Below are 19,911 nucleotides of genomic sequence, written 5' to 3'. Positions count from 1 at the left end.
GGAGATCATGCTACCTCAGAGAATAAGAAATTGTTAAGGAGGTCATGGATTGTTTGGCTTAAGCAGGGATTTTGCTCGGAATGGCGGGACTTTTATGATTCTCAACAAGGAAGGCGGGCTCAAAACCGATGATTTAAGTTCTGTACAGTCCAGAATGCTGACTGGTAATCGGATTCCCGGTCTACTGGAACTTAGAATCAAAGAAGTCGATTTTCAGATTGAGTTACATTACGATATTTCGGGGCAACGTATGCTTTCACAATTATGGAAAGGTGGGAACGTATCGACTTCTGATTTCTACCGGATTCTTTTTGAAGTAGTGGATGTTCTTCACCGTAGCCCGCAATATATGTTAAATATCCGCCAGTTTATGTTGCATGAGGATTATATTTTTATAAGTCGTTCGGGAACGAGGGAGAGCGTCAATTTAACCTATGTTCCTTTGAGCAGTATACAGTACCAGGAACAAACAGGTAGTTATTTTAAGCAGATGGTTATTCGTTTGATGACTCGTGTAGCTCACCTACAGGGAGAATCTATACAGCGCATACTTGAATTATGCGATAGAAATGAATTTGAACTGGGCACGTTGAAGGAGCTACTATTGCAAGGAATGACAGATGGTGAACAGAGCGTAAGCGGTCAGGATGAAGGCAGATCATCTGTTCATTCCTCTCATACCATACAGAGCAACTATGCAGATCGTGGCGGAAGAACGTATGGGCAAGAGCGTCGGGAGACTCAGCAGGAAATTCAAGAGCTTAAGCGAGTCAATCGACTCAAACAGTCCATAAAAATAGAGGAGGACGTCGAGACAGAAACCGACAACGAAATGAAAGATGAAGATGTGGAGCCCAAATTACAAAAATATAAAACTTACATTGCTCTCGCATGTTTGCTCGCCTCAGCTATCGTTTGGCGTTATATTTATTTGGATCATCCAGAGACGGTGCCCTTGCTTGTTTCGGTTGTGCTAACTATGGTACTTGTCGCTGTTGCTTATATAAGCTGGACGGGGAAATTAGTGCGCAATCAGGCTTCATCTCATTTTTATAGTGAGGCAGTACCTGTATTAGATTCGGAATGGTTAGGAGCTACTTCTCCAGCACAGCGAAAAAATGACCGTTATCAGGTAGATAAGCTGACTGGGTTTGTAGCTGGGCGATATCATCAAGATAAGCACTCATCCGATTCAAGTGATCAAGGGCAGGAAAGCTGGCGTTGGACTTTTCCAGACTCAGAATCTAACAGCAAGGGAAACCGAGCGATGGAGGATAGAGGGAAAGTAAGTATGAATTATGATTTGCACGAGCCTTCGAGGAATGGTGCCACGCGGGGAAATGAATTGGACGACAGCGATACCAGTGAGGCTTATTATAAGTCCTTGTCCGGGGTAACGGAGCTACTCAATACTATATCCAAGCAGGAAACCGTGCTGCTTCGTCCGGATCAGAAGATACAGAGTCCACCTGTTCAGCGCTCGCCGATTGCTTACTTGGATCGTAAATTATCTGGTAGTGAAGAAACCGAGCACATACGGTTGCAGCCAGACCAATTTGTTGGAGGAAGCTTTATCATCGGGAGAGATTCGCAATTGGTCCAGTTTGTGGAGCATACGGATGGAGTTTCCCGTTCTCATATTGAGCTTTGCGTAGCTACAGGAGGACAAAGCCATATCATTAAGGATTTATCCTCGACGAACGGAACTGTGCTGAATGGAGAGCCAATGGTGCCTTATAAGGAGTATGCAATGAAGGATGGAGATACTTTTAAAATCGCCGGAGTCTCTTATACTTATCGGTTGGACTCTTTTAAAGCCTCCAATGCATCTTGAGTAAAAATTAAATGAGTAAATGTTAAGGAGAGGCCTACTATACTGGGCTTCTTTTTATGAATAGAGGACTATTTATAGACTCAAAACGAGGCAACTCAAAGATTTCAAATCTGATTTATAGATGTTACCTAAATCCAAAAAAATGAACCCTAAGATGGTAGAGATATTTAGATACGATCTAACGATCTATCCTCCACAGAGTTCATTTTTTTTAATTTAAGGCTGCTTGTGAGGAGAATGGAGTTCCTCTAGCGCTTCCTTTAGTGAAGAATACTTGAACTTAAATCCATGCTCCAGCGCTTTGCATGGTAATACCTTTTGGCCGTCTAATACAAGCGTACTCATCTCACCCAACAGCTTTTGAACGAGAATGCCGGGAACGGAAAACCAGTGCGGACGGTGGTATACCTTAGCTACTGTTTTCCCAAACTGGTCGTTCGTCGTGGGGTATGGTGATGAAGCGTTCACTGCCCCGGAAATCTGTGGTGTATGAATACAATACGAGATCAGACGAACGATATCATCAATATGAATCCAGCTCATCCATTGATGGCCGCTACCTATTTTTCCACCGAATCCGAAGACATAAGGCATCTTCATGAGTGGGAATGCGCCTTTATTTCTGTCCAGCACAAGGCTGATGCGTAACTTAATTAAACGTGCATCAGCAGGATAGGCATCGGCAGCTTCCTCCCATTGCTTAACCACTTGAGACAGAAAATCTTCGGAACGGAGCGAACTTTTTTCGTCAAATGTTTCGGTCAGGGATGTGCCGTAGGCGGCCACAGCCGAAGCCTGAATGATGACTTTCGGTTTTTTTTGCAGAGCATTCAACGCTTGGGCCAACCGGGCAACGGATTGTAGTCGTGATTGAAGAATTCTTTGCTTGGACTTGTCCGTCCAGCGCTGATTCAGCGTCTCACCGGCTAAATTGACAACCGCATCTGTGCCTTCCAGTAATTCAGGCTTTTGTTTTAATTCGTTCCAGCTCATATACTGCAAGCGAGGGCTTGCTTCGTGTCCAACCAGTGGCTTGCGGGTAATGACTTTCACAGTAAATCCGTCATCTAGCAGACTTTTGACTAGCGCACTTCCCACCAATCCAGTTCCTCCGCATACGATGATGTTCATGAAGCCAATTCTCCTTCCAATTCAAAAAAAGTTTCTGTTATAAAATATAACCCTTTTTGATACAAAAACTTCATGTTCATGTACCTGTGTACGCTAAAGAAGATCAATTCATTCTTTTATCCACCTGTATTTTCAATAACATTTACACTCCTGTGCACGATGTCTGCGTGCTTCCTAAGAGAGTCATCTAAAAAAGCTGCCATAAAAGCTATGTTGTTTGATTTCGATAATCACGTTAAAATGATTAAATTAAAATAAGACAAGCATAACAGGATAAGGGGATGAATCAAAATCATGCTGAAAATTGGTTCTCATGTGTCCTTCTCGGACAAGGGTCTGCTCAGCGCTACAAAAGAAGCGTCTTCTTACGGGTCCAGCTCGTTTATGATATACACGGGGGCACCTCAAAACACGCGCCGTAAGCCGATGGAGTCCATGTATTTAGAAGAAGGCAAGCAGCTAATGACAGAAAAGGGAATGGAAGATATCGTGGTGCACGCCCCGTATATCATCAATCTCGGCTCTTACAAAGAAAATACCTATGAGCTTGCGGTCAGCTTTCTCCAGGAGGAAATTCGGCGCACACATGCGATTGGTGTGAAGAATATCGTACTGCATCCAGGGGCTTTTACAGATAAAGATGCAGAGTACGGAATTGGGCGTATTGCCGATGGTTTGAACGAGGTACTGAACGGTGTAAAGGAGACAGATGTCAACATTGCACTTGAAACGATGGCAGGCAAAGGCACCGAAATGGGGCGTACCTTTGAGGAACTTGCCTCCATTATAGATAAAGTAGAGCGCAACGAGCGTCTTACGATTTGTATGGACACTTGTCACATTCATGATGCGGGCTATGACATTGTCAATGATCTGGATGGTGTACTGGAGCAATTCGATCGTATTGTCGGCTTGAATCGCATCGCAGTTGTTCACATTAATGACAGCAAAAACCCAGTTGGCGCTCATAAAGACCGTCATACGCCGATTGGATCAGGCTGGATTGGCTATCAGACCATTCATAATGTGGTACATCATAAAGCACTTCAAGGACGCCCGTTTATTTTGGAGACGCCGTGGATTGGAAAAGAAGCCAAAACTCAGCGACCAATGTATGAGGTTGAGATTGCCTTGCTGCGTGGTAATGTAAAAGAACGCTTTGGAGATGAGTTTTTGGGGCAGGTGGAGCAACTGCACTCGTTTTTCAAAAAACAGGATGTGGATGTCCGTAAGTTTGTACTGGACACCTGGACTCTGCTGAAAAACGATGCCAAAGCAAGAAAATCAGACCCACGTGAGCCACTGGAGCGTCTGTATGACATGATAACGGAAGCAGCGCTTTTCCCAGAGATGAGCGAAGAACACATTAATCAACGGTTGATTGCCTGGTTTGCCGGTAGTCATCTGCCAGTGACGGTATAAGACAAGGGGGATTAATAGCCACATGGAACTTCACGTTAAACATCAGCTAAACAGCACTCCATCTACACATGAAAACCGTGCGCGCATGCTTGTATCCTGTCCAGATGGGCCAGGTATTGTAGCGGCTGTGTCCCGCTTTTTGTATGAGCATGGGGCCAATATTGTTCAGTCTGACCAATATACAATGGACCCGTCCGGCGGTATGTTTTTTATGCGGATCGAATTTGATCTGCCAAATTTAAGTGCAGCCCAGTCGCAATTGGAGCAGGACTTTGTCGCTGTTGCCGAGCAATTTCGTATGGAGTGGACGATTTCTGCGGTCAGCCGCAAGAAAAAATTGGCTATTTTCGTTTCCAAAGAAGACCACTGTCTGGTAGAGCTACTGTGGCAATGGCAAGCAGGGGATCTCGACGCGGATATTTCATTAGTGGTTAGTAATCATCTGGATATGAAGGAGTATGTGGAGTCCTTTGGCATTCCTTATCACCACATACCGGTGACAGCCGACACCAAGCCAGAGGCAGAGCGGCGTCAGCTAGAGGTCATTGGCGAAGAGATCGACGTGATCATTTTAGCCCGGTATATGCAGATTATTTCGCCCAAGTTTATTGAGCATTATCGCAACCGGATTATCAATATCCATCATTCCTTTCTACCTGCATTCGTGGGTGGCAAACCGTATGCCCAAGCCTATAATCGCGGTGTGAAAATTATTGGTGCTACTGCGCATTATGTCACCGAGGAATTGGACGGCGGTCCGATCATTGAGCAGGACGTGCAGCGAGTAAGCCACGGAGATGATGTAAATGAGCTAAAACGGATCGGTCGCACGATTGAACGGGTCGTTTTGGCAAGAGCTGTGAAGTGGCATACAGAGGATCGTATTCTGGTTCATGAGAACAAAACGGTCGTTTTTAATTGAACTTTATATTTCAAAATGTCGAAAGCTTGTGACTATACATTTTGGATGAAACAAAGCCCAGTGCACAATGGGCTTTGTTTTTTTGTGTGGAGATTTGCCTTATAACAAGCCCCTATATAAATTTTTTTTTGCGGTTTCTATATTTTTTAAATGAGGTTAATACATAACGGGTATATTGATATAAGGGCTCGTACTACATTTCGACAATCATCTTTACAAACGATCTGGCAAACTTCCACAGCAAATGGTACAATACTTATGAGTGTATAAGTCATATTGAAACATTCAAGCGGATTCACTCACTTCAATAGTCTCTGTTTCTTTATCGGGCGGTGATATTGAAGAGTATGACCGAATGCAATTGACATACTTTTTACAATATGAGGAGGCAAACCATGACTGACCAGAACCAAGCGATTCAAAAGGATGAAAACTCCACGATTGACAATTTGTCGATCACAACCATTCGTACGTTGGCGATTGATGCCATCGAGAAAGCAAATTCCGGGCACCCTGGTATGCCGATGGGCTCCGCACCAATGGGCTACCAACTTTTTGCTAAAACAATGAACCATAACCCAGATCACCCTACATGGGTGAACCGTGACCGTTTCGTACTGTCTGCAGGACACGGTTCTATGCTGCTTTACAGTCTTCTGCACCTGAGCGGCTATGATCTGCCTATGGAAGAGCTGAAGCAATTCCGTCAATGGGGCAGCCTTACACCAGGTCACCCTGAGTTTGGACACACTGCTGGTGTAGATGCTACAACTGGACCACTGGGACAGGGCTTGGCAATGTCCGTAGGTATGGCTATGGCAGAAGCACAACTGGGTGCAACATATAATAAAGACGAATTTAAAGTCGTGGATCACTTCACATATGCTATTTGTGGCGATGGCGATCTAATGGAAGGTATTTCGCATGAAGCCGCTTCGCTGGCTGGTCGCCTTCAACTGGGTAAGCTGATCGTATTGTTTGATTCCAATGATATTACACTGGACGGCAAGCTTAATCTGTCCTCTTCCGAGAGTGTTGCCAAACGCTTTGAAGCATACAACTGGCAAGTACTGCGTGTAGAAGATGGTAATGATCTTCCAGCGATCCAAAAAGCAATTGAAGAAGCACAAGCCGACTCAACACGTCCTACATTGATTGAAGTAAAAACAGTCATTGGTTACGGAAGCCCGAACAAACAAGGTAAAGGTGGACACGGTGGTACTCATGGTTCCCCGCTGGGAGCAGAAGAAGCCAAACTGACTAAAGAATTCTACAAATGGGTATACGAAGAGGACTTCCATGTACCACAAGAGGTTCGCGAGCATTTTGCTAAAGTAAAAGAACGCGGTATCGCGGCTAATAAAGCATGGGATGAACAATTCGCGAAATACAAAACAGCTCACCCTGATTTGGCAGCACAGTTCGAAACTGCTGTAAACGGGGATCTTCCAGAAGGATGGGATCGTGACCTTCCGAAATACTCCACAGAGGACAAAGCGGTTTCAACTCGTGTAGCTTCTGGTAATGCACTGAACGGATTGGCTCCAAACGTTCCTTTCCTGACAGGCGGATCTGCTGACTTGGAAAGCTCCACAATGACACATTTGAACAACCTGACGAACTTTACACCAGAAGACTACGCTGGCCGTAATATTTACTTCGGTATCCGCGAGTTTGGTATGGCAGCTGCGATGAACGGTATGGCGTTGCACCAGGGTGTTAAAGTATTCGGCGGTACATTCTTCGTATTTACAGATTATCTGCGTCCGGCCGTTCGTCTGGCAGCTCTGATGGGATTGCCTGTAACCTACGTTCTGACTCACGACAGTATTGCTGTAGGTGAAGATGGTCCGACTCATGAGCCGATCGAACAATTGGCTTCTCTGCGTATTATCCCGAACCTGACGGTTATTCGTCCGGCTGACGGTAATGAAACTTCTGCTGCTTGGGCTTATACGCTGGAAAACAAGAAAAACCCGGTTGCACTGGTATTGACTCGTCAAAACCTGCCAATCCTGGCTGCTACTGCTGAGCATGCACGCGAAGGCATCAAACGTGGTGCTTATGTGGTTGCAGATGCAACAGACGGCAAGCCGGTTGCTCAAATTCTGGCTACAGGCTCCGAAGTACAACTGGCTGTTAAAGCACAGGAAGCACTGGCAGAACAAGGCATTCAAGTACGCGTTATCAGCTTCCCAAGCTGGGATCTGTTCGAAAAACAAGATAAAGCTTACAAAGATTCCGTTCTGCTGCCTGAAGTTAAAGCTCGTTTGGCTGTAGAAATGGCATATCCACTGGGATGGGAAAAATATGTCGGCGACCAAGGCGACATTCTCGGTATCAGCACATTTGGTGCATCCGCACCTGGTGACCGTGTAATTAAGGAATACGGCTTTACAGTAGAAAATGTTGTTAGCCGTGTGAAAGCTTTGTTGAAATAAAACACTGGAGCGTCAGCAATTAGGAGGAGTTTGTCCATAAAGCAATGAGCGTGTATTGCTGGCAAACCACGTACCTAATTGTGGCAATCCATGTATCACAAACAGTCGTAACCTGAGTAAGGCTTACGGCTGTTTGTTTCATACATTTGTAATTTGCGAAAAAAAGCCTTTGAATTATCGGTGGAAAGAGCACACAAATAAAGTGTGTATTTTCATACTGAAGCTGGAATTCAAATTATGTTATGATGCACCATATTCATTCACCATTGAGAGCAGATGAGGGGATAACGAATGACACAGTTTGATGGAGTAAGCGTAATTAAAAAAGCAAATGTTTATTATGATGGTCAGGTTACAAGTCGTACAGTTATCCTGGGTGACGGCAGTAAGGTAACATTGGGGATTATGTTGCCGGGAACGTACGAATTTGGGACGGATTCCCGTGAGATTATGGAGATTTTGGCAGGAGACCTGAGAGTGCTACTTCCAGGTACTGAGGAATGGCTGGAAATACAAGGCACATCAACCTTTCATGTGCCTGCAAAGTCTTCCTTCAAGTTGGAAGTACGAAGTGTAACAGATTATTGCTGCTCTTATCCAGAATAATGAGCTGAAAAGGGTAAGAGCACTCGGGCTACTACATGCCAAGTGTTCTTACCCTAAAGCTGTGTCATAAGTATAAACGCACAGCAGCATGGTTACAAAGAAAAGTTCAGTTTACTCAAGAGGCTGACCACCAATGGTGCGGCCAATCCATGCTTCGTATGTCTTTACGACGGCAGATAGATCCTCATCGCCGTAGCCTTGTGTTTGTCCAGCTTGAAACAAGCTTTTTGCAATGGACAACATAGGGGCAGGGATGGACAAATTGTCTGTAAGTGAGGAAGCGAGCTTCAAATCCTTGAGCATCAGGGCAAGTGAGAACTGGTTGCTAAAATCATGCTCGATGATTTTGCGCCCTTTCAGGTCAGCAGCTTTGCTACCTGCCGATCCGAGCTGCACCAATTCCAGGAAGCTGTCTGCTGGAATGCCGGATTTAGCCGCGATAGCAAAGCCTTCAGCCAGAGCGAGGTTATTTATACCGACCATCGTATTATGAGCGAGCTTGGCCACAGCACCGCTGCCGTTTGGTCCCATATGGAGCACCTTTTTGCCCAAGGTATCAAAAACATCTGATTGTGCGGCAATCGCTTCTGCATGACCACCAACCATGAACACGAGTGTTCCATCTACAGCGGCAGGCTTGCTGCCTGTTACAGGTGCATCAATGAAGGAGCAGTCCAGCTTGTCCGCTTCAGCGGCCAGTTGTTTGACCAGCTCAGGTGAAATCGTGCTGTTGTCCATCACGGTCATACCGGCCGTAAGACCAGCAAACACACCGTCTTGACCGTAATAGACGTCACGTATTGACTGATCGTCGCTGACCATGGTAATGACCAGGTGCTGCCCTTCAGCTGCTTCACGAGGGGTTGAAGCTGCACGTGCGCCTTGCTTTACCAAGGGTTCACAGCGCGAAGCAGTACGATTATAAACTGTGACTCCGAATCCCTGCTTTAGCAGATTGGATGCCATCGGGGCGCCCATGGTGCCCAGTCCGATAAATCCGATGTTTTTCATTGCTAATCACCTTTCTTGTTGGAAATTGCTGTCCGATGCAGATGCGAGTTCGGCTTGAATTGAATATTGAAACAGATTGCTCTCAGTTCATTGTAGCATGAGCATGCTACCCTATCTACAGCAGGGTCTGTCGAGGCACAGGACACACAGGTAACGCAAGCTTGTCAGGCTCAGCAAATTAAAGTATCCTATTCCTAAGTCCTTATGTTCGTATTCATGGTCTTAGTAATACCAAACAGGAGGTTCCAAACATGTCTAAAAAAGTTATTTTTGATTACACTAAAGCACTCTCCTTTGTAGGTCAGCACGAAATTGATTATTTTGCAGAGCCCATCAAGTTGGCTCATGAGCAACTGCACAACCAAACAGGTGTAGGTTCCGATTTCTTGGGTTGGATCGACCTGCCTACCAATTATGATAAAGAAGAATTTGCGCGCATCCAAAAGGCTGCTGCTAAAATTCAAAGTGATTCCGAAGTATTGATTGTAATTGGTATTGGCGGTTCTTACCTTGGAGCACGTGCTGCGATCGAAATGCTGTCGCATTCTTTCTACAATGCACTGCCTAAAGATCAACGCAAGGGCCCAGCTATCTATTTTGCAGGCAACAACATCAGCTCTACATATATGAATCATTTGTTGGAACTGATTGAAGGAAAAGATTTCTCTGTGAATGTCATTTCCAAATCAGGTACGACAACAGAGCCAGCTATCGCTTTCCGCGTATTCCGTGCGGCTCTGGAGAAAAAATATGGTAAAGAAGAAGCGCGCAAACGTATTTATGCTACAACAGATAAAGAACGGGGCGCTCTGAAAAAGCTGGCTAACGAAGAAGGCTATGAATCCTTCATTATTCCTGATGATGTGGGTGGTCGTTACTCTGTGCTGACAGCTGTAGGCTTGTTGCCGATTGCTACAGCAGGCATCAACATCGAGGAAATGATGCAGGGCGCGGCAGACGCTTCCAAAGAATACAGCAACCCGAATGTAGCTGAGAACGAGGCTTACCAATACGCAGCCGTTCGTAACGCGTTGTACCGCAAAGGTAAAGCAATTGAAATTCTCGTAAACTATGAGCCGTCTTTGCATTTCGTATCCGAGTGGTGGAAACAGTTGTACGGAGAAAGCGAAGGCAAGGATTATAAAGGCATTTATCCAGCTTCTGTTGACTTCTCGACAGACCTGCACTCCATGGGACAATTCATTCAGGAAGGCAGCCGTAACATTTTTGAAACAGTAATCCAAGTAGAAAATGTACCTAGCCACATTACCATCGAAGCAGATCAAGATGATCTGGATGGACTGAATTTCCTGGCAGGAAAAACGGTGGATTTTGTAAACAAAAAAGCGTTCCAAGGTACATTGCTGGCTCACACAGATGGACAAGTACCTAACCTGATTGTAAATATTCCTGACTTGAGCCCTTACTCCTTTGGCTACCTTGCTTATTTCTTCGAAAAGGCTTGCGGCATCAGCGGCTACCTGTTGGGCGTGAATCCGTTTGATCAACCGGGCGTAGAAGCTTACAAAAAGAACATGTTTGCGCTGCTCGGCAAACCAGGCTTTGAAAAAGAAAAAGCTGAGCTTGAAGCGAGATTGTCTGAATAAGGGGATTATAATCTCTGATTCGAAACAGGGTTTCGTTCAGAAGCGTTATAGGGTATAGCATCAATTAAGTACAGGAAAGCAGTTCACCAGCTGCCAGAAGCGGGGGACTGCTTTCTTGTAAAATGAAGTAAGGAAGGTTATACGTGTATGTTGGAACAATACCGAACCGTACGCGGTGCCGGCAACAAGGAAATTGTAATCCGAAAATCCCGTTTTATCGGCCATATTCAGCCTGTTCAAACTGAGGAAGAAGCAGTTGCTTTCATAGAACGCATCAAAAAAGAGCATTGGAATGCCTCCCATAATTGTTCTGCTTATATGATTGGTGAAAGAGACGAAATTCAAAAGCAATCGGATGACGGAGAACCGAGCGGGACGGCGGGTAAGCCTATTTTGGAGGTAATACGCAATCAGAAGCTGAAAAATGTCGCCATTGTGGTTACCCGTTACTTTGGCGGAATTTTGCTGGGAGCAGGCGGACTGATTCGCGCATACTCAGATGGTGCTGTTGCAGCTGTTGAAGCAGGGGATGCAATTACGCGTGTGCTGCATCGTGAAGTTTTTGTGGAGTTGGATTATACCTGGTTAGGCAAAGTGGAAAATGAATTACGTAATCGCAGCATCCGTACCGGGGAAACGATGTTTACGGATAAAGTTACTTTAACCTGTCTGCCGCTGGCTAGTGATGCGGAATCCTTCTGCAACTGGATAACCGACTTGACACAGGGACAATCGCTTGTGTCGGAGGGAGAGCAGCTTTACTTTATTGAAGGGGAATAAATAATATGGCTAGAAGAGCAGTAGAACAGGAGTTGTCAAGAGGGCGGATTCTGGAAGCGGCCAGGCACTTGTTTATCACCAAGGGCTACCGTGCGATTTCAATGCGCAGCATTGGCCAGCATCTGGGTTACAGTCATGGTTCATTATATTATCATTTTAAAGAGAAGGCTGAACTGTTCTACGCCATTGTGATTGAAGATTTTAATACATTGCGTGGAATTCTACTGCAAGCAGCAACAGGCACACCTGATGATGGCTTGAGCAGGTTGGAGTACTTGATGCTGGAATATATCCGTTTTGGCTTGGAAAATCCATACCAGTACGAAATTATGTTCATGATGCACGATGAAGAGCTATTCGCATACTGTCGTACAGAGCAAAACCGTTGTGTGGAATTATTTGCGTCCATGATCCGCCAGGAATTGAGTGGTCAGGGACATTCAGAGGAAGAATGCTCAAGGGTACCGAAAAGTCTGTTTTTATCCATGCATGGTTTTGTATCATTTTATATTCAGGATGGTTTAACTTTTGAAGAAATCAGGCCCGCTGCTTTAGCACATGTAAAGCTGCTGTGCAGACATCTATGAGCGTACCTGCATTCACACGCTTTAGCCATAAACATGTAGGGCGCTTTTTTGGGTGTTTGCACTTCATGACGGTGACTTATCATTACGGTACTTTGCGAAAGCGACTAAGAATTTAACAGACGATGATGTACTCAACGGGAGGACACCATCGTCTGTTTTTTTGCGCCTACGTCAGCCCTTCATAATTTTTACATGGTATTGACGTCTGCGTGGTCCGTCGAATTCACAAAAATAAAGTCCCTGCCATCGTCCGAGTAACAGCTTTCCCTCATGAATGATAACCGTTTGTGAGGGGCCTGTCGTAATGGATTTTAGATGGGACGCCGTATTTCCCTCCATATGACGATATTGGGGATGTTCCCACGGATAAACCTCATCCAGCCTTAAAATCACATCATGTTTGACATCAGGGTCGGCATTTTCATTAATAGCGATGCCGGCTGTCGTATGCGGACAATAAATGAGTGCTGTTCCTTGCTGCACCCCGCTTTTTTCGATAAAGGCTGCAACTTCGCGTGTAATATCACGCATTTCATCTCGCCGTGTCGTAGATAATTCAAAAGTATGCAACATAAATCCATCTCCCTTCTATGTATTACTTTACCCTTTTCATTCTCAAGATAATATATTGAGTTGACGAAAATTGCTTTCCTTTGGTAAAGTATCACATAAGAAAAAAACAAAGTAATTTTATTGGAATAATTGAATGTTTTCAAATGAGGTGCGTGCTTTGCGGTAAGCAAGGCTGCTGCTGTGCCTAAACTGGTCCAGAAGCGGAAAGGAAGTGTACGGATATGCATGTGGAAGTAAGAGGATTAAACAAGCATTTCGGTAATTTTCATGCGGTAAAGGACGTATCTTTTGATATTCAGACGGGTCATCTTATTGGTTTGCTCGGTCCAAGTGGCGGGGGGAAAACCTCCATTCTTCGTATTTTGGCGGGACTGGAGCAACCGGATGCAGGAGAGATCCATTTTCACGGAAAAAGGGTGAACGAACTGACACCACAGGAGCGTGGAATCGGATTTGTATTTCAAAACTATGCTTTGTTTAAGCATATGAGCGTGTATGACAATATTGCCTTTGGTTTGAAAGTGAAAAAAAGTTCCAAAACCCGCATTAAGGAAAGGGTCACAGAGCTGGTTGAACTCACGGGGCTCAAAGGTTTTGAGCATCGTTATCCGCATCAGTTGTCAGGTGGACAGCGACAGCGGGTTGCTTTTGCGCGTGCTTTGGCACCAGAGCCTCAACTGCTGCTGCTGGATGAGCCGTTTGCGGCTATTGATGCGAAGATTCGCCAGGAGCTGCGCACCTGGTTGCGAGAGTTGATTGAGCGAGTGGGCATTACCTCTATTTTCGTTACCCATGATCAGGACGAGGCGATTGAAGTGGCGGATGAGATTATGGTGATTAATCAAGGAAGGCTGGAGCAGAAGGGAACGCCTTGGGATATCTATAAAAAACCCGGGACCCCGTTTGTGGCTTCCTTTATTGGGGAATCCACAGTGATTGAACAGGCGGGTAGTCTTAGAGGCTTCGAGGAAGCTGCCGGAGTAGGGACACGTGCCTTGATTCGCCCTGAATACATTGATGTCGGACCGAGTGAGGAATTTGCGCTTCTGTCGGCGACCGAAGAAGGCATTGTGAAGCATTTACATTTTCGCGGGAGTGAATGGATGGTTGAAGTTCAGGTCGGGGACCAACGTCTTATGACATACCGCTCGCTGGAGAAATCTACGTTGGAACCTGGTCAGCAGGTGCGAGTGTTGGTGCATCGGGCCTATCTATATAATGAGGAGTCCAGCTGGATGGTGGAAAACCGCCTGAAGGAAGATCCCATGCCTATCATCATCTAAAATAAAAAGATCACATATAAGGGGGATGTCTGGCCTGTTTTACGGCTTTGGACATGCTCCTTTTGTCGTTGGTCGCTGGAGTGATTTACGAAGACTTGGTATGTTCGTTATAATAGTAGTAAAAACACCCAGATAGATAGGAGTTAACTCATGAATCGGCTTATTTTTCTTGGCACGGGGGATGCAATGGGGGTTCCGCGTGTATATTGTGATTGTCTCGTGTGCACTGAGGCTCGTACGACAGGAGCAAATGTAAGGTTGAGGTCGTCTGTGCTGATTGAAAGCGGGACAGAGGATTTTATGATTGATTGTGGCCCTGACTGGCGCAAACAGCTAGAATTGCGCAGTCTGCGTTTTATCTCTACGATCCTCGTGACGCATGCACACTTTGACCATATTGGAGGATTGCCAGAATGGGCGGATGCCTGTCGCTGGACCGGGAACAGAGGGCGCTTGTTCGCTCCACAGGAAGTGATCGACACGATCTTGCGTCAATTTTCCTGGCTCCCCGGAAACCTGGATCTTATTCCGGTCGATCAGGGAGTCCAACTTGGCGGATGGAACATCCGGGGATGGCGTGTGAATCACGGGAAGAACGGATATGCTTACGCTTATCGTTTGGAAAAAGACGGCTTCTCATGGGCCTACTGTTCGGATTCGATTGGACTGAACGAAGCGGAAATTTTACCTTTACATAATCTGAATTTACTCGTGCTGGGGACGAGCTTTTACCATGAGGAAGCGGAGTATACCACCCGCTCGGTATATGACATGCTGGAGGCCCAGGAACTTGTAGGAAGACTGAAGCCCGGAAGCACGGTATTTACACATATGTCCCATGATGTAGATATCACACACAACTACGGGCTGTTGAAAGGGATCAGCTTGGCACACACAGGCATGAGCTTGCCGTTAGAATAACGATTTACATCGTTCGACTGATGCGTAGAAGTGTGGAGATCCCCTCTTTGATTTGCAGCTCATTGGCGTAGGAATAGGACAGCCGTATATGCGTTTTACCCTCTGCGCCGGTGGGATCAAATACATTGCCAGGCACAAAGGAAACAGACTCTTGTATACTTTTGGCCAGCAGCTCATTAGGTTTGATCGTAGAAGGTAGTTGGAGCCACAGGTTGAGTCCCCCCGCCGGGCTGGTCCATGTCCAACCGGAATCACGGAGAGTGGTCTCCATCGTTTCCTTGCGAATCTGGAGCGCGATGCATAGCTTTTTTAGATGCTGCTGCATACGTGGCGATTGGAAATACTGTAAAAACAGCTTTTGATTCAGCAACGGCGATCCATTGTCCACCAACGCTTTGACGCTTAGCAGGCTGTTCATGAGCTGGCGCCGACAGGTTACGGCTGCGATTCGCAGACCAGGTGCGACATATTTGCTGTAGCTGCGAATATAGACGACGCTTCCCGAGATATCATAGGCGAAAATCGGAGAAGGTGGCTTTTGACCAAAGCTGATATCATAGGTGCTGTCATCCTCGACAATAAGACAGCCGTAGCGCTCAGCTAGTTCGGGTAGCCGTTTGCGCTGCTCATCAGGGAGCGTAAAGCCGGTCGGATTGTGAAAGGTCGGATTTATATAGAAGAGACGCGGTTTTTCCGTTTTCAGGCACCATTCAATCTGATCCATATCATAACCTTCTGGCCGCATGTCAGTTACAGTCAGACGGGCTCCTTGTCTACGGAATATTTCCATAGCGGGACCATAGGCCGGACGTTCAATTAATACACGATCTCCTGTACGGACCAGAGAACGGGAAACCAAATCGATAGCCTGCTGTGCGCCGGAGGTAATCAGTACTTCGTCTGTTGATACTGCGAAATGCTTATCTGTGCTAAAATGCTGCGCCATGGCATCACGAAGCTCAGCATCTCCTTGCACAGAAGAATAGGTAGCCGCGATTTTCGGATGCTTTTCAAACAGCTGCATCATTAATTCTCTCCAATATCGGTTAGGCAGGAGAGAGGGATCAATCAGGGCCTTGGAAAATTGGAAGTCTGCGTTCACGGCATGAACCTGGGTGAGTCCATCCAGTCCTCTCCAGACGGAAACAGACGGATCGTCTGCCATGTAAAAGGATTCCGATTGGAAGATCCGCTTTGTGGATGAGCGCTCCGAATAGGCAGTACATGTTCCCAATTCTGCTGCATGGGAAGCATGAGCGTAATATCCCGATTTATCTTTTACATAGATGCGTCCTTGTTGCTTTAACTCCTGATATGCCCGGAATACGGTTAACCGATGCACACCCAGCTCCTGAGCCAGACTTCGCACGGACGGTAATTTAGCGTCTGCTGGCCAGTCCCCGCGATCAATCCGCACATTTACGTAATGGACGACCTGCTCATACAGCTTTAAGCTCGGCTCTGTCGAGATATTTTCTGCTGAAAACAATAATTCGCTGTTAACCTTGCCCATGCTGTCCACGCTCCTTTATGTGTATTGTACTATACAGCACTTCCAAAACGTACAAAACTGTTCTGTAGGTGTCCATCTGTTCTGTCTGTCTCCTTGTATGCTTGTGAGTAATAGAAGGGAGAGGGAAGTGTCATGATTGGTATCGCTTTTACAGTTATGTGTCTTATTTTTGGCACCACATTTTTGGCTATCAAAGTGGGAGTGGAGGCAGGACTTCCGCCATTCTTATCGGCAGGCGCACGTTTTATGGCAGCAGGGGCAATCTTGTTTATTGCGATGAGGCTGTCAGGAAAGGTTCGGTGGTCGTTATTATGGCGTAAGGAAATGCTGCTGATTGGCACGGGAACGACCTTCGGTACATTCTCAACACTGTATTGGGCAGAGCAATATGTCAGTTCGGGGATCGGTGCTATTTTGTCAGCAACTGGACCGATGATGATTGTGCTGATGCAGTCTGCAATACTGCGGCAAAAGACAACACGAATTACGCTTATGGGCTGCATGATCAGCTTTCTCGGGGTCGTGTTGGTGGTATTGCCCGGCTTGGCCGTTCAAATCAGTGGTCTGTGGCTGGCAGGCTGTATGGCCATTTTGCTGGGTGAGCTATGCTATTCGGGAGGAGCCCTTTATTCCAAGCGAGTCATGGAGGCGTTTCGTGATACGAACCCGATTGCCTTAAATGCAGCCCAAATGTTCCATGGGGGTTGGATGCTGCTAGTACTGTCGGCTTTCACGGAGCCTTGGAATTCTGGGGAATGGAATCTGCTGCCTGCCGTAGGCTCTTTATTTTATTTGATTTTGTTTGGCTCCATGATTGCGCAGACACTATTTTACTGGCTTATGGCGCGTACAAATCCATTGTTTCCGACCACATGGCTCTATATTTCACCACCGATTGCTGTAGGCCTGGGTGCTTTTTTATATGGAGAACATGTAAGCTGGTGGATGCTGGCAGGGGTGCTGCTCATTGTGACCGGGTTGATGTGTATGAATAACGGAATTATCCGTCTGGTGAACAGACGCAAAGTACGCTCTGCTGCCTGATATTTCGAAGTTGTTAGGATATGATGTAATGTGATAGAAAAAGCCTCCAAACTGCCGTATATTACTAAACATGCAGCGTTTGGAGGCTTTGTTGTTGTAATGCTTCATTCAAAAATATCTGTTAATAATCACTTTTTTGCTTATTCCACATTGAGTACAAATTTGTCGATGGCATGCTTAACACCGTCTTCGTTATTGCTGCGAGTAATGTAATCAGCCAGCTTTTTCAAATCAGGAATCGCATTCTCCATCGCTATGCCAAGACCGGCACATTCCAGCATTTCATGGTCATTCCAAGAGTCGCCGATGGCAATGGTCTCCGACAGATCACAACCAAAATGGTTTGCAAGGAAGGCAAGAGCGTGGCCCTTGGTGCCTTCATGATGCATAATTTCCAGGAAATGAGGCTTCGATTTTGTAATATGCACTTCACTGCCAAGCAATTCGCGAAGTTCCGGAATTAATTCGTCCAATACTTCCGGCTCGTCGATAATCAGCAATTTAGGAGCCGGTTGCTCTATAACTTTACTGAACACAGGCTCTACAAAATATTCCGTGTTGTTCAGCTCGGTGTAATCTTTAATTTTTTGATTATCTTCACGTGTGTACAACTTGTCATCTATATATGTTTGCAAATGCAGATTGCGTTCCACGCAGAATTCATACAGACGACGTGCAGCTACGAGTGGAACATAACGCTCATACAGCACGTTTTCGTCCAGCAGGTTTTTAACCAAAGCTCCTTGGTAGGTAATGATCGGTACGTTCAACCCCGTCTGGCGTGCAATTTTGTGCGCGGAGGCATAAGCTCGTCCAGTAGCGAGAGTAACCACCACACCTTTAGCTACAGCAGCTTCCAAAGCCTGTTGTGTCGCTGGAGTAACTTCTTTCTGGTCATTAATGAGAGTATCATCAATATCAATGGCAATTAATTTATACATATCGGTATTCTCTCCTTTATCTCTATCATGGGGCAATATTAAAATTGTATCTTATAATATTCAAAATGACAATATTGCATTGAAAAAGGGACGGCGCCCATAAGAGCCTGTCCCCTTATAACCACTGAAGTATTGGCTTGAAACCTTGGAAAAAAGTAACGGTTAGTCTTCCAAAAATACAAGTCCAACAAAGTCGTCCAGCTCAATATTACCAAAGTAATGCTTCAAATCGAGAGCGGATAAGGCTTGACGGACCTCACCTTCATCATAGCGCTTGCCGCGCAGGATATTTTCAATATCAGCGACATCACCTACACCGAAGAAATCCCCATAGATTTTAATATCACGGATGTAGCCTTCCTTCAGATCCATGCGGATATCTATAATACCGACCGGGAATTTACGTGTGTGCTTGATATTGCTCTCAGGGGATAGACCGTAGTTCCAATCCCACGATTGATAGCGTTCTTTGGAAATTTCATGGATTTTAGCCCAATCCTCATCGGTGAGCTTATATTGAGGCACCTGATCCAATTCTGAGCCAAAAATGGATCGCAGCAATTCCTCGCGAAATTGTTCTATGGTCATCTCTCGGTCCATCAGTTCGCTGATGTTAGCCACGCGACTACGGACGGATTTTGTGCTTTTGGATTTGAATTTCTCGGGATTGGCGTGCAGTGATGCAGCCACATTGTCCAGATTCAGGTTGAACATCAATGTACCATGGCTGAACATACGTCCACGTGTGGCAAATTGAGCGTTTCCTGAAATTTTACGTTCTCCGACTTGCAGATCGTTGCGTCCAGTCATTTCGGCTTCTACTCCCATTTGGTGCAGGGCGTCGATAACAGGTTGCGTAAATTTGAGGAAATTATGAAAGGACTCCCCGTTGTCCTTGGTAATGAAGCTGAAATTTAAGTTACCGAGATCATGATATACAGCCCCGCCGCCAGACAGGCGACGAACGACTTGAATATTATTGTCTTTCACAAACTCAGCGTTGATTTCTTCAACGGTGTTTTGATGCTTGCCTATAATAATAGAAGGCTGATTAATGTAAAACAGCAGATAGCTGTCATCCAGCGGTAAATGCTTGAGTGCGTATTCCTCAATGGCAAGATTAATGGCTGGATCGTGTATGCCCTGATTGTCGATGAACAGCATGTCCATTCCTCCGTGTATGCAAACTGTGTATTTTTATGTGTGCCTCTCTCTATTGTAACCCAAGTAAGCCAGGTACACAAAAGCTCATTTGCATTGACGGGACGCAAAAAACAGCCTCATAATGGAGCTAA

17 protein-coding genes are annotated in these 19,911 nt (G+C 45.7%); 11 read left to right on the top strand and 6 right to left on the bottom strand.

The features are described from left to right. The first annotated feature begins 49 nt into the window (after positions 1 to 49). Positions 50 to 1,834, top strand: coding sequence for a DUF6382 and FHA domain-containing protein (locus ABEW32_RS24425; RefSeq protein ID WP_430192621.1), 1,785 nt, complete (start codon positions 50 to 52; stop codon positions 1,832 to 1,834). Between the two features lie 216 nt (positions 1,835 to 2,050). Here ABEW32_RS24425 and ABEW32_RS24420 read toward each other — a convergent pair whose 3' ends face one another. Further along, a complete protein-coding gene (locus ABEW32_RS24420) occupies positions 2,051 to 2,965 on the bottom strand; it encodes a TIGR01777 family oxidoreductase (RefSeq protein ID WP_430192620.1) in 915 nt (304 codons plus the stop codon). A 294-nt stretch (positions 2,966 to 3,259) separates the two neighbouring features. Here ABEW32_RS24420 and ABEW32_RS24415 point away from each other — a divergent pair, with 294 nt between their 5' ends. From ABEW32_RS24415 to ppnP, 4 genes are all read left to right on the top strand, one after another. Beyond that, the gene (locus ABEW32_RS24415) at positions 3,260 to 4,387 is read left to right on the top strand and encodes a deoxyribonuclease IV (protein WP_430192618.1); all 1,128 of its coding nucleotides are present in this window, start codon (positions 3,260 to 3,262) and stop codon (positions 4,385 to 4,387) included. Between the two features lie 22 nt (positions 4,388 to 4,409). Further along, complete coding sequence (gene purU, locus ABEW32_RS24410; protein ID WP_430192616.1) at positions 4,410 to 5,309, top strand: formyltetrahydrofolate deformylase; 900 nt, start codon at positions 4,410 to 4,412, stop codon at positions 5,307 to 5,309. A gap of 395 nt (positions 5,310 to 5,704) precedes the next feature. Beyond that, positions 5,705 to 7,750 carry a transketolase gene (tkt, locus tag ABEW32_RS24405; protein ID WP_430192614.1) on the top strand — a complete coding sequence of 682 codons (2,046 nt, stop codon included), beginning with the start codon at positions 5,705 to 5,707 and terminating at the stop codon, positions 7,748 to 7,750. Positions 7,751 to 8,041: 291 nt separating this feature from the next. Beyond that, positions 8,042 to 8,356, top strand: a complete 315-nt coding sequence (gene ppnP, locus ABEW32_RS24400) for a pyrimidine/purine nucleoside phosphorylase (RefSeq protein ID WP_013369973.1) — start codon at positions 8,042 to 8,044, stop codon at positions 8,354 to 8,356. A gap of 111 nt (positions 8,357 to 8,467) precedes the next feature. Here the strand turns inward: ppnP and ABEW32_RS24395 are convergent, their stop codons facing one another. Next, positions 8,468 to 9,367 (bottom strand): NAD(P)-dependent oxidoreductase, encoded by a 900-nt coding sequence (locus ABEW32_RS24395; protein WP_430192612.1) that lies wholly within the window; start codon positions 9,365 to 9,367, stop codon positions 8,468 to 8,470. Positions 9,368 to 9,618: 251 nt separating this feature from the next. Here ABEW32_RS24395 and ABEW32_RS24390 point away from each other — a divergent pair, with 251 nt between their 5' ends. The 3 genes from ABEW32_RS24390 to ABEW32_RS24380 all read left to right on the top strand — a co-directional run bounded on the left by ABEW32_RS24390 (position 9,619) and on the right by ABEW32_RS24380 (position 12,341). Then, positions 9,619 to 10,974 carry a glucose-6-phosphate isomerase gene (locus ABEW32_RS24390; RefSeq protein ID WP_430192610.1) on the top strand — a complete coding sequence of 452 codons (1,356 nt, stop codon included), beginning with the start codon at positions 9,619 to 9,621 and terminating at the stop codon, positions 10,972 to 10,974. A gap of 147 nt (positions 10,975 to 11,121) precedes the next feature. Next, a complete protein-coding gene (locus ABEW32_RS24385; protein ID WP_430192608.1) occupies positions 11,122 to 11,754 on the top strand; it encodes a YigZ family protein in 633 nt (210 codons plus the stop codon). 5 nt (positions 11,755 to 11,759) lie between these two features. Then, a complete protein-coding gene (locus ABEW32_RS24380) occupies positions 11,760 to 12,341 on the top strand; it encodes a TetR/AcrR family transcriptional regulator (RefSeq protein ID WP_025364337.1) in 582 nt (193 codons plus the stop codon). 171 nt (positions 12,342 to 12,512) lie between these two features. On the opposite strand, the gene ABEW32_RS24375 is transcribed toward ABEW32_RS24380, so the two are convergent. Next, positions 12,513 to 12,914, bottom strand: a complete 402-nt coding sequence (locus ABEW32_RS24375) for a secondary thiamine-phosphate synthase enzyme YjbQ (RefSeq protein ID WP_430192606.1) — start codon at positions 12,912 to 12,914, stop codon at positions 12,513 to 12,515. A gap of 221 nt (positions 12,915 to 13,135) precedes the next feature. On the opposite strand from ABEW32_RS24375, the gene ABEW32_RS24370 reads away from it, so the two are divergent. Both ABEW32_RS24370 and ABEW32_RS24365 read left to right on the top strand, forming a co-directional pair. After that, entirely contained in the window at positions 13,136 to 14,197 is a 1,062-nt protein-coding gene (locus ABEW32_RS24370) for a sulfate/molybdate ABC transporter ATP-binding protein (protein ID WP_430192604.1), read from the top strand. A gap of 150 nt (positions 14,198 to 14,347) precedes the next feature. After that, positions 14,348 to 15,118 carry an MBL fold metallo-hydrolase gene (locus tag ABEW32_RS24365; protein ID WP_430192602.1) on the top strand — a complete coding sequence of 257 codons (771 nt, stop codon included), beginning with the start codon at positions 14,348 to 14,350 and terminating at the stop codon, positions 15,116 to 15,118. Between the two features lie 4 nt (positions 15,119 to 15,122). Here the strand turns inward: ABEW32_RS24365 and ABEW32_RS24360 are convergent, their stop codons facing one another. Continuing rightward, entirely contained in the window at positions 15,123 to 16,631 is a 1,509-nt protein-coding gene (locus tag ABEW32_RS24360) for an aminotransferase-like domain-containing protein (protein WP_430192600.1), read from the bottom strand. Positions 16,632 to 16,763: 132 nt separating this feature from the next. On the opposite strand from ABEW32_RS24360, the gene ABEW32_RS24355 reads away from it, so the two are divergent. Further along, positions 16,764 to 17,675 (top strand): DMT family transporter, encoded by a 912-nt coding sequence (locus tag ABEW32_RS24355; RefSeq protein WP_430192598.1) that lies wholly within the window; start codon positions 16,764 to 16,766, stop codon positions 17,673 to 17,675. A gap of 140 nt (positions 17,676 to 17,815) precedes the next feature. Here ABEW32_RS24355 and ABEW32_RS24350 read toward each other — a convergent pair whose 3' ends face one another. Then, entirely contained in the window at positions 17,816 to 18,616 is an 801-nt protein-coding gene (locus ABEW32_RS24350; RefSeq protein ID WP_016820665.1) for a Cof-type HAD-IIB family hydrolase, read from the bottom strand. A 162-nt stretch (positions 18,617 to 18,778) separates the two neighbouring features. Then, positions 18,779 to 19,780, bottom strand: coding sequence for a lipoate--protein ligase (gene lplA / locus ABEW32_RS24345; protein WP_430192596.1), 1,002 nt, complete (start codon positions 19,778 to 19,780; stop codon positions 18,779 to 18,781). Between the last annotated feature and the right edge of the window lie 131 nt (positions 19,781 to 19,911).

Source organism: Paenibacillus jamilae (assembly GCF_050482105.1).
Classification (GTDB): domain Bacteria; phylum Bacillota; class Bacilli; order Paenibacillales; family Paenibacillaceae; genus Paenibacillus; species Paenibacillus jamilae_B.
The sequence above is the reverse complement of the archived record's forward strand: the minus strand, read 5'-3'. Positions and strand labels throughout refer to the sequence as shown.

Coding starts and splice junctions, on each gene's coding strand:
- ABEW32_RS24375 (WP_430192606.1), bottom strand. CDS start 12,914: ATGTTGCATACTTTTGAATTATCTACGACACGGCGAGATGAAATGCGT.
- ABEW32_RS24380 (WP_025364337.1), top strand. CDS start 11,760: ATGGCTAGAAGAGCAGTAGAACAGGAGTTGTCAAGAGGGCGGATTCTG.
- ABEW32_RS24415 (WP_430192618.1), top strand. CDS start 3,260: ATGCTGAAAATTGGTTCTCATGTGTCCTTCTCGGACAAGGGTCTGCTC.
- ABEW32_RS24395 (WP_430192612.1), bottom strand. CDS start 9,367: ATGAAAAACATCGGATTTATCGGACTGGGCACCATGGGCGCCCCGATG.
- ABEW32_RS24390 (WP_430192610.1), top strand. CDS start 9,619: ATGTCTAAAAAAGTTATTTTTGATTACACTAAAGCACTCTCCTTTGTA.
- ABEW32_RS24420 (WP_430192620.1), bottom strand. CDS start 2,965: ATGAACATCATCGTATGCGGAGGAACTGGATTGGTGGGAAGTGCGCTA.
- purU (WP_430192616.1), top strand. CDS start 4,410: ATGGAACTTCACGTTAAACATCAGCTAAACAGCACTCCATCTACACAT.
- ABEW32_RS24355 (WP_430192598.1), top strand. CDS start 16,764: ATGATTGGTATCGCTTTTACAGTTATGTGTCTTATTTTTGGCACCACA.
- ABEW32_RS24365 (WP_430192602.1), top strand. CDS start 14,348: ATGAATCGGCTTATTTTTCTTGGCACGGGGGATGCAATGGGGGTTCCG.
- ABEW32_RS24360 (WP_430192600.1), bottom strand. CDS start 16,631: ATGGGCAAGGTTAACAGCGAATTATTGTTTTCAGCAGAAAATATCTCG.
- ABEW32_RS24385 (WP_430192608.1), top strand. CDS start 11,122: ATGTTGGAACAATACCGAACCGTACGCGGTGCCGGCAACAAGGAAATT.
- ABEW32_RS24370 (WP_430192604.1), top strand. CDS start 13,136: ATGCATGTGGAAGTAAGAGGATTAAACAAGCATTTCGGTAATTTTCAT.
- tkt (WP_430192614.1), top strand. CDS start 5,705: ATGACTGACCAGAACCAAGCGATTCAAAAGGATGAAAACTCCACGATT.
- ABEW32_RS24350 (WP_016820665.1), bottom strand. CDS start 18,616: ATGTATAAATTAATTGCCATTGATATTGATGATACTCTCATTAATGAC.
- lplA (WP_430192596.1), bottom strand. CDS start 19,780: ATGCTGTTCATCGACAATCAGGGCATACACGATCCAGCCATTAATCTT.
- ppnP (WP_013369973.1), top strand. CDS start 8,042: ATGACACAGTTTGATGGAGTAAGCGTAATTAAAAAAGCAAATGTTTAT.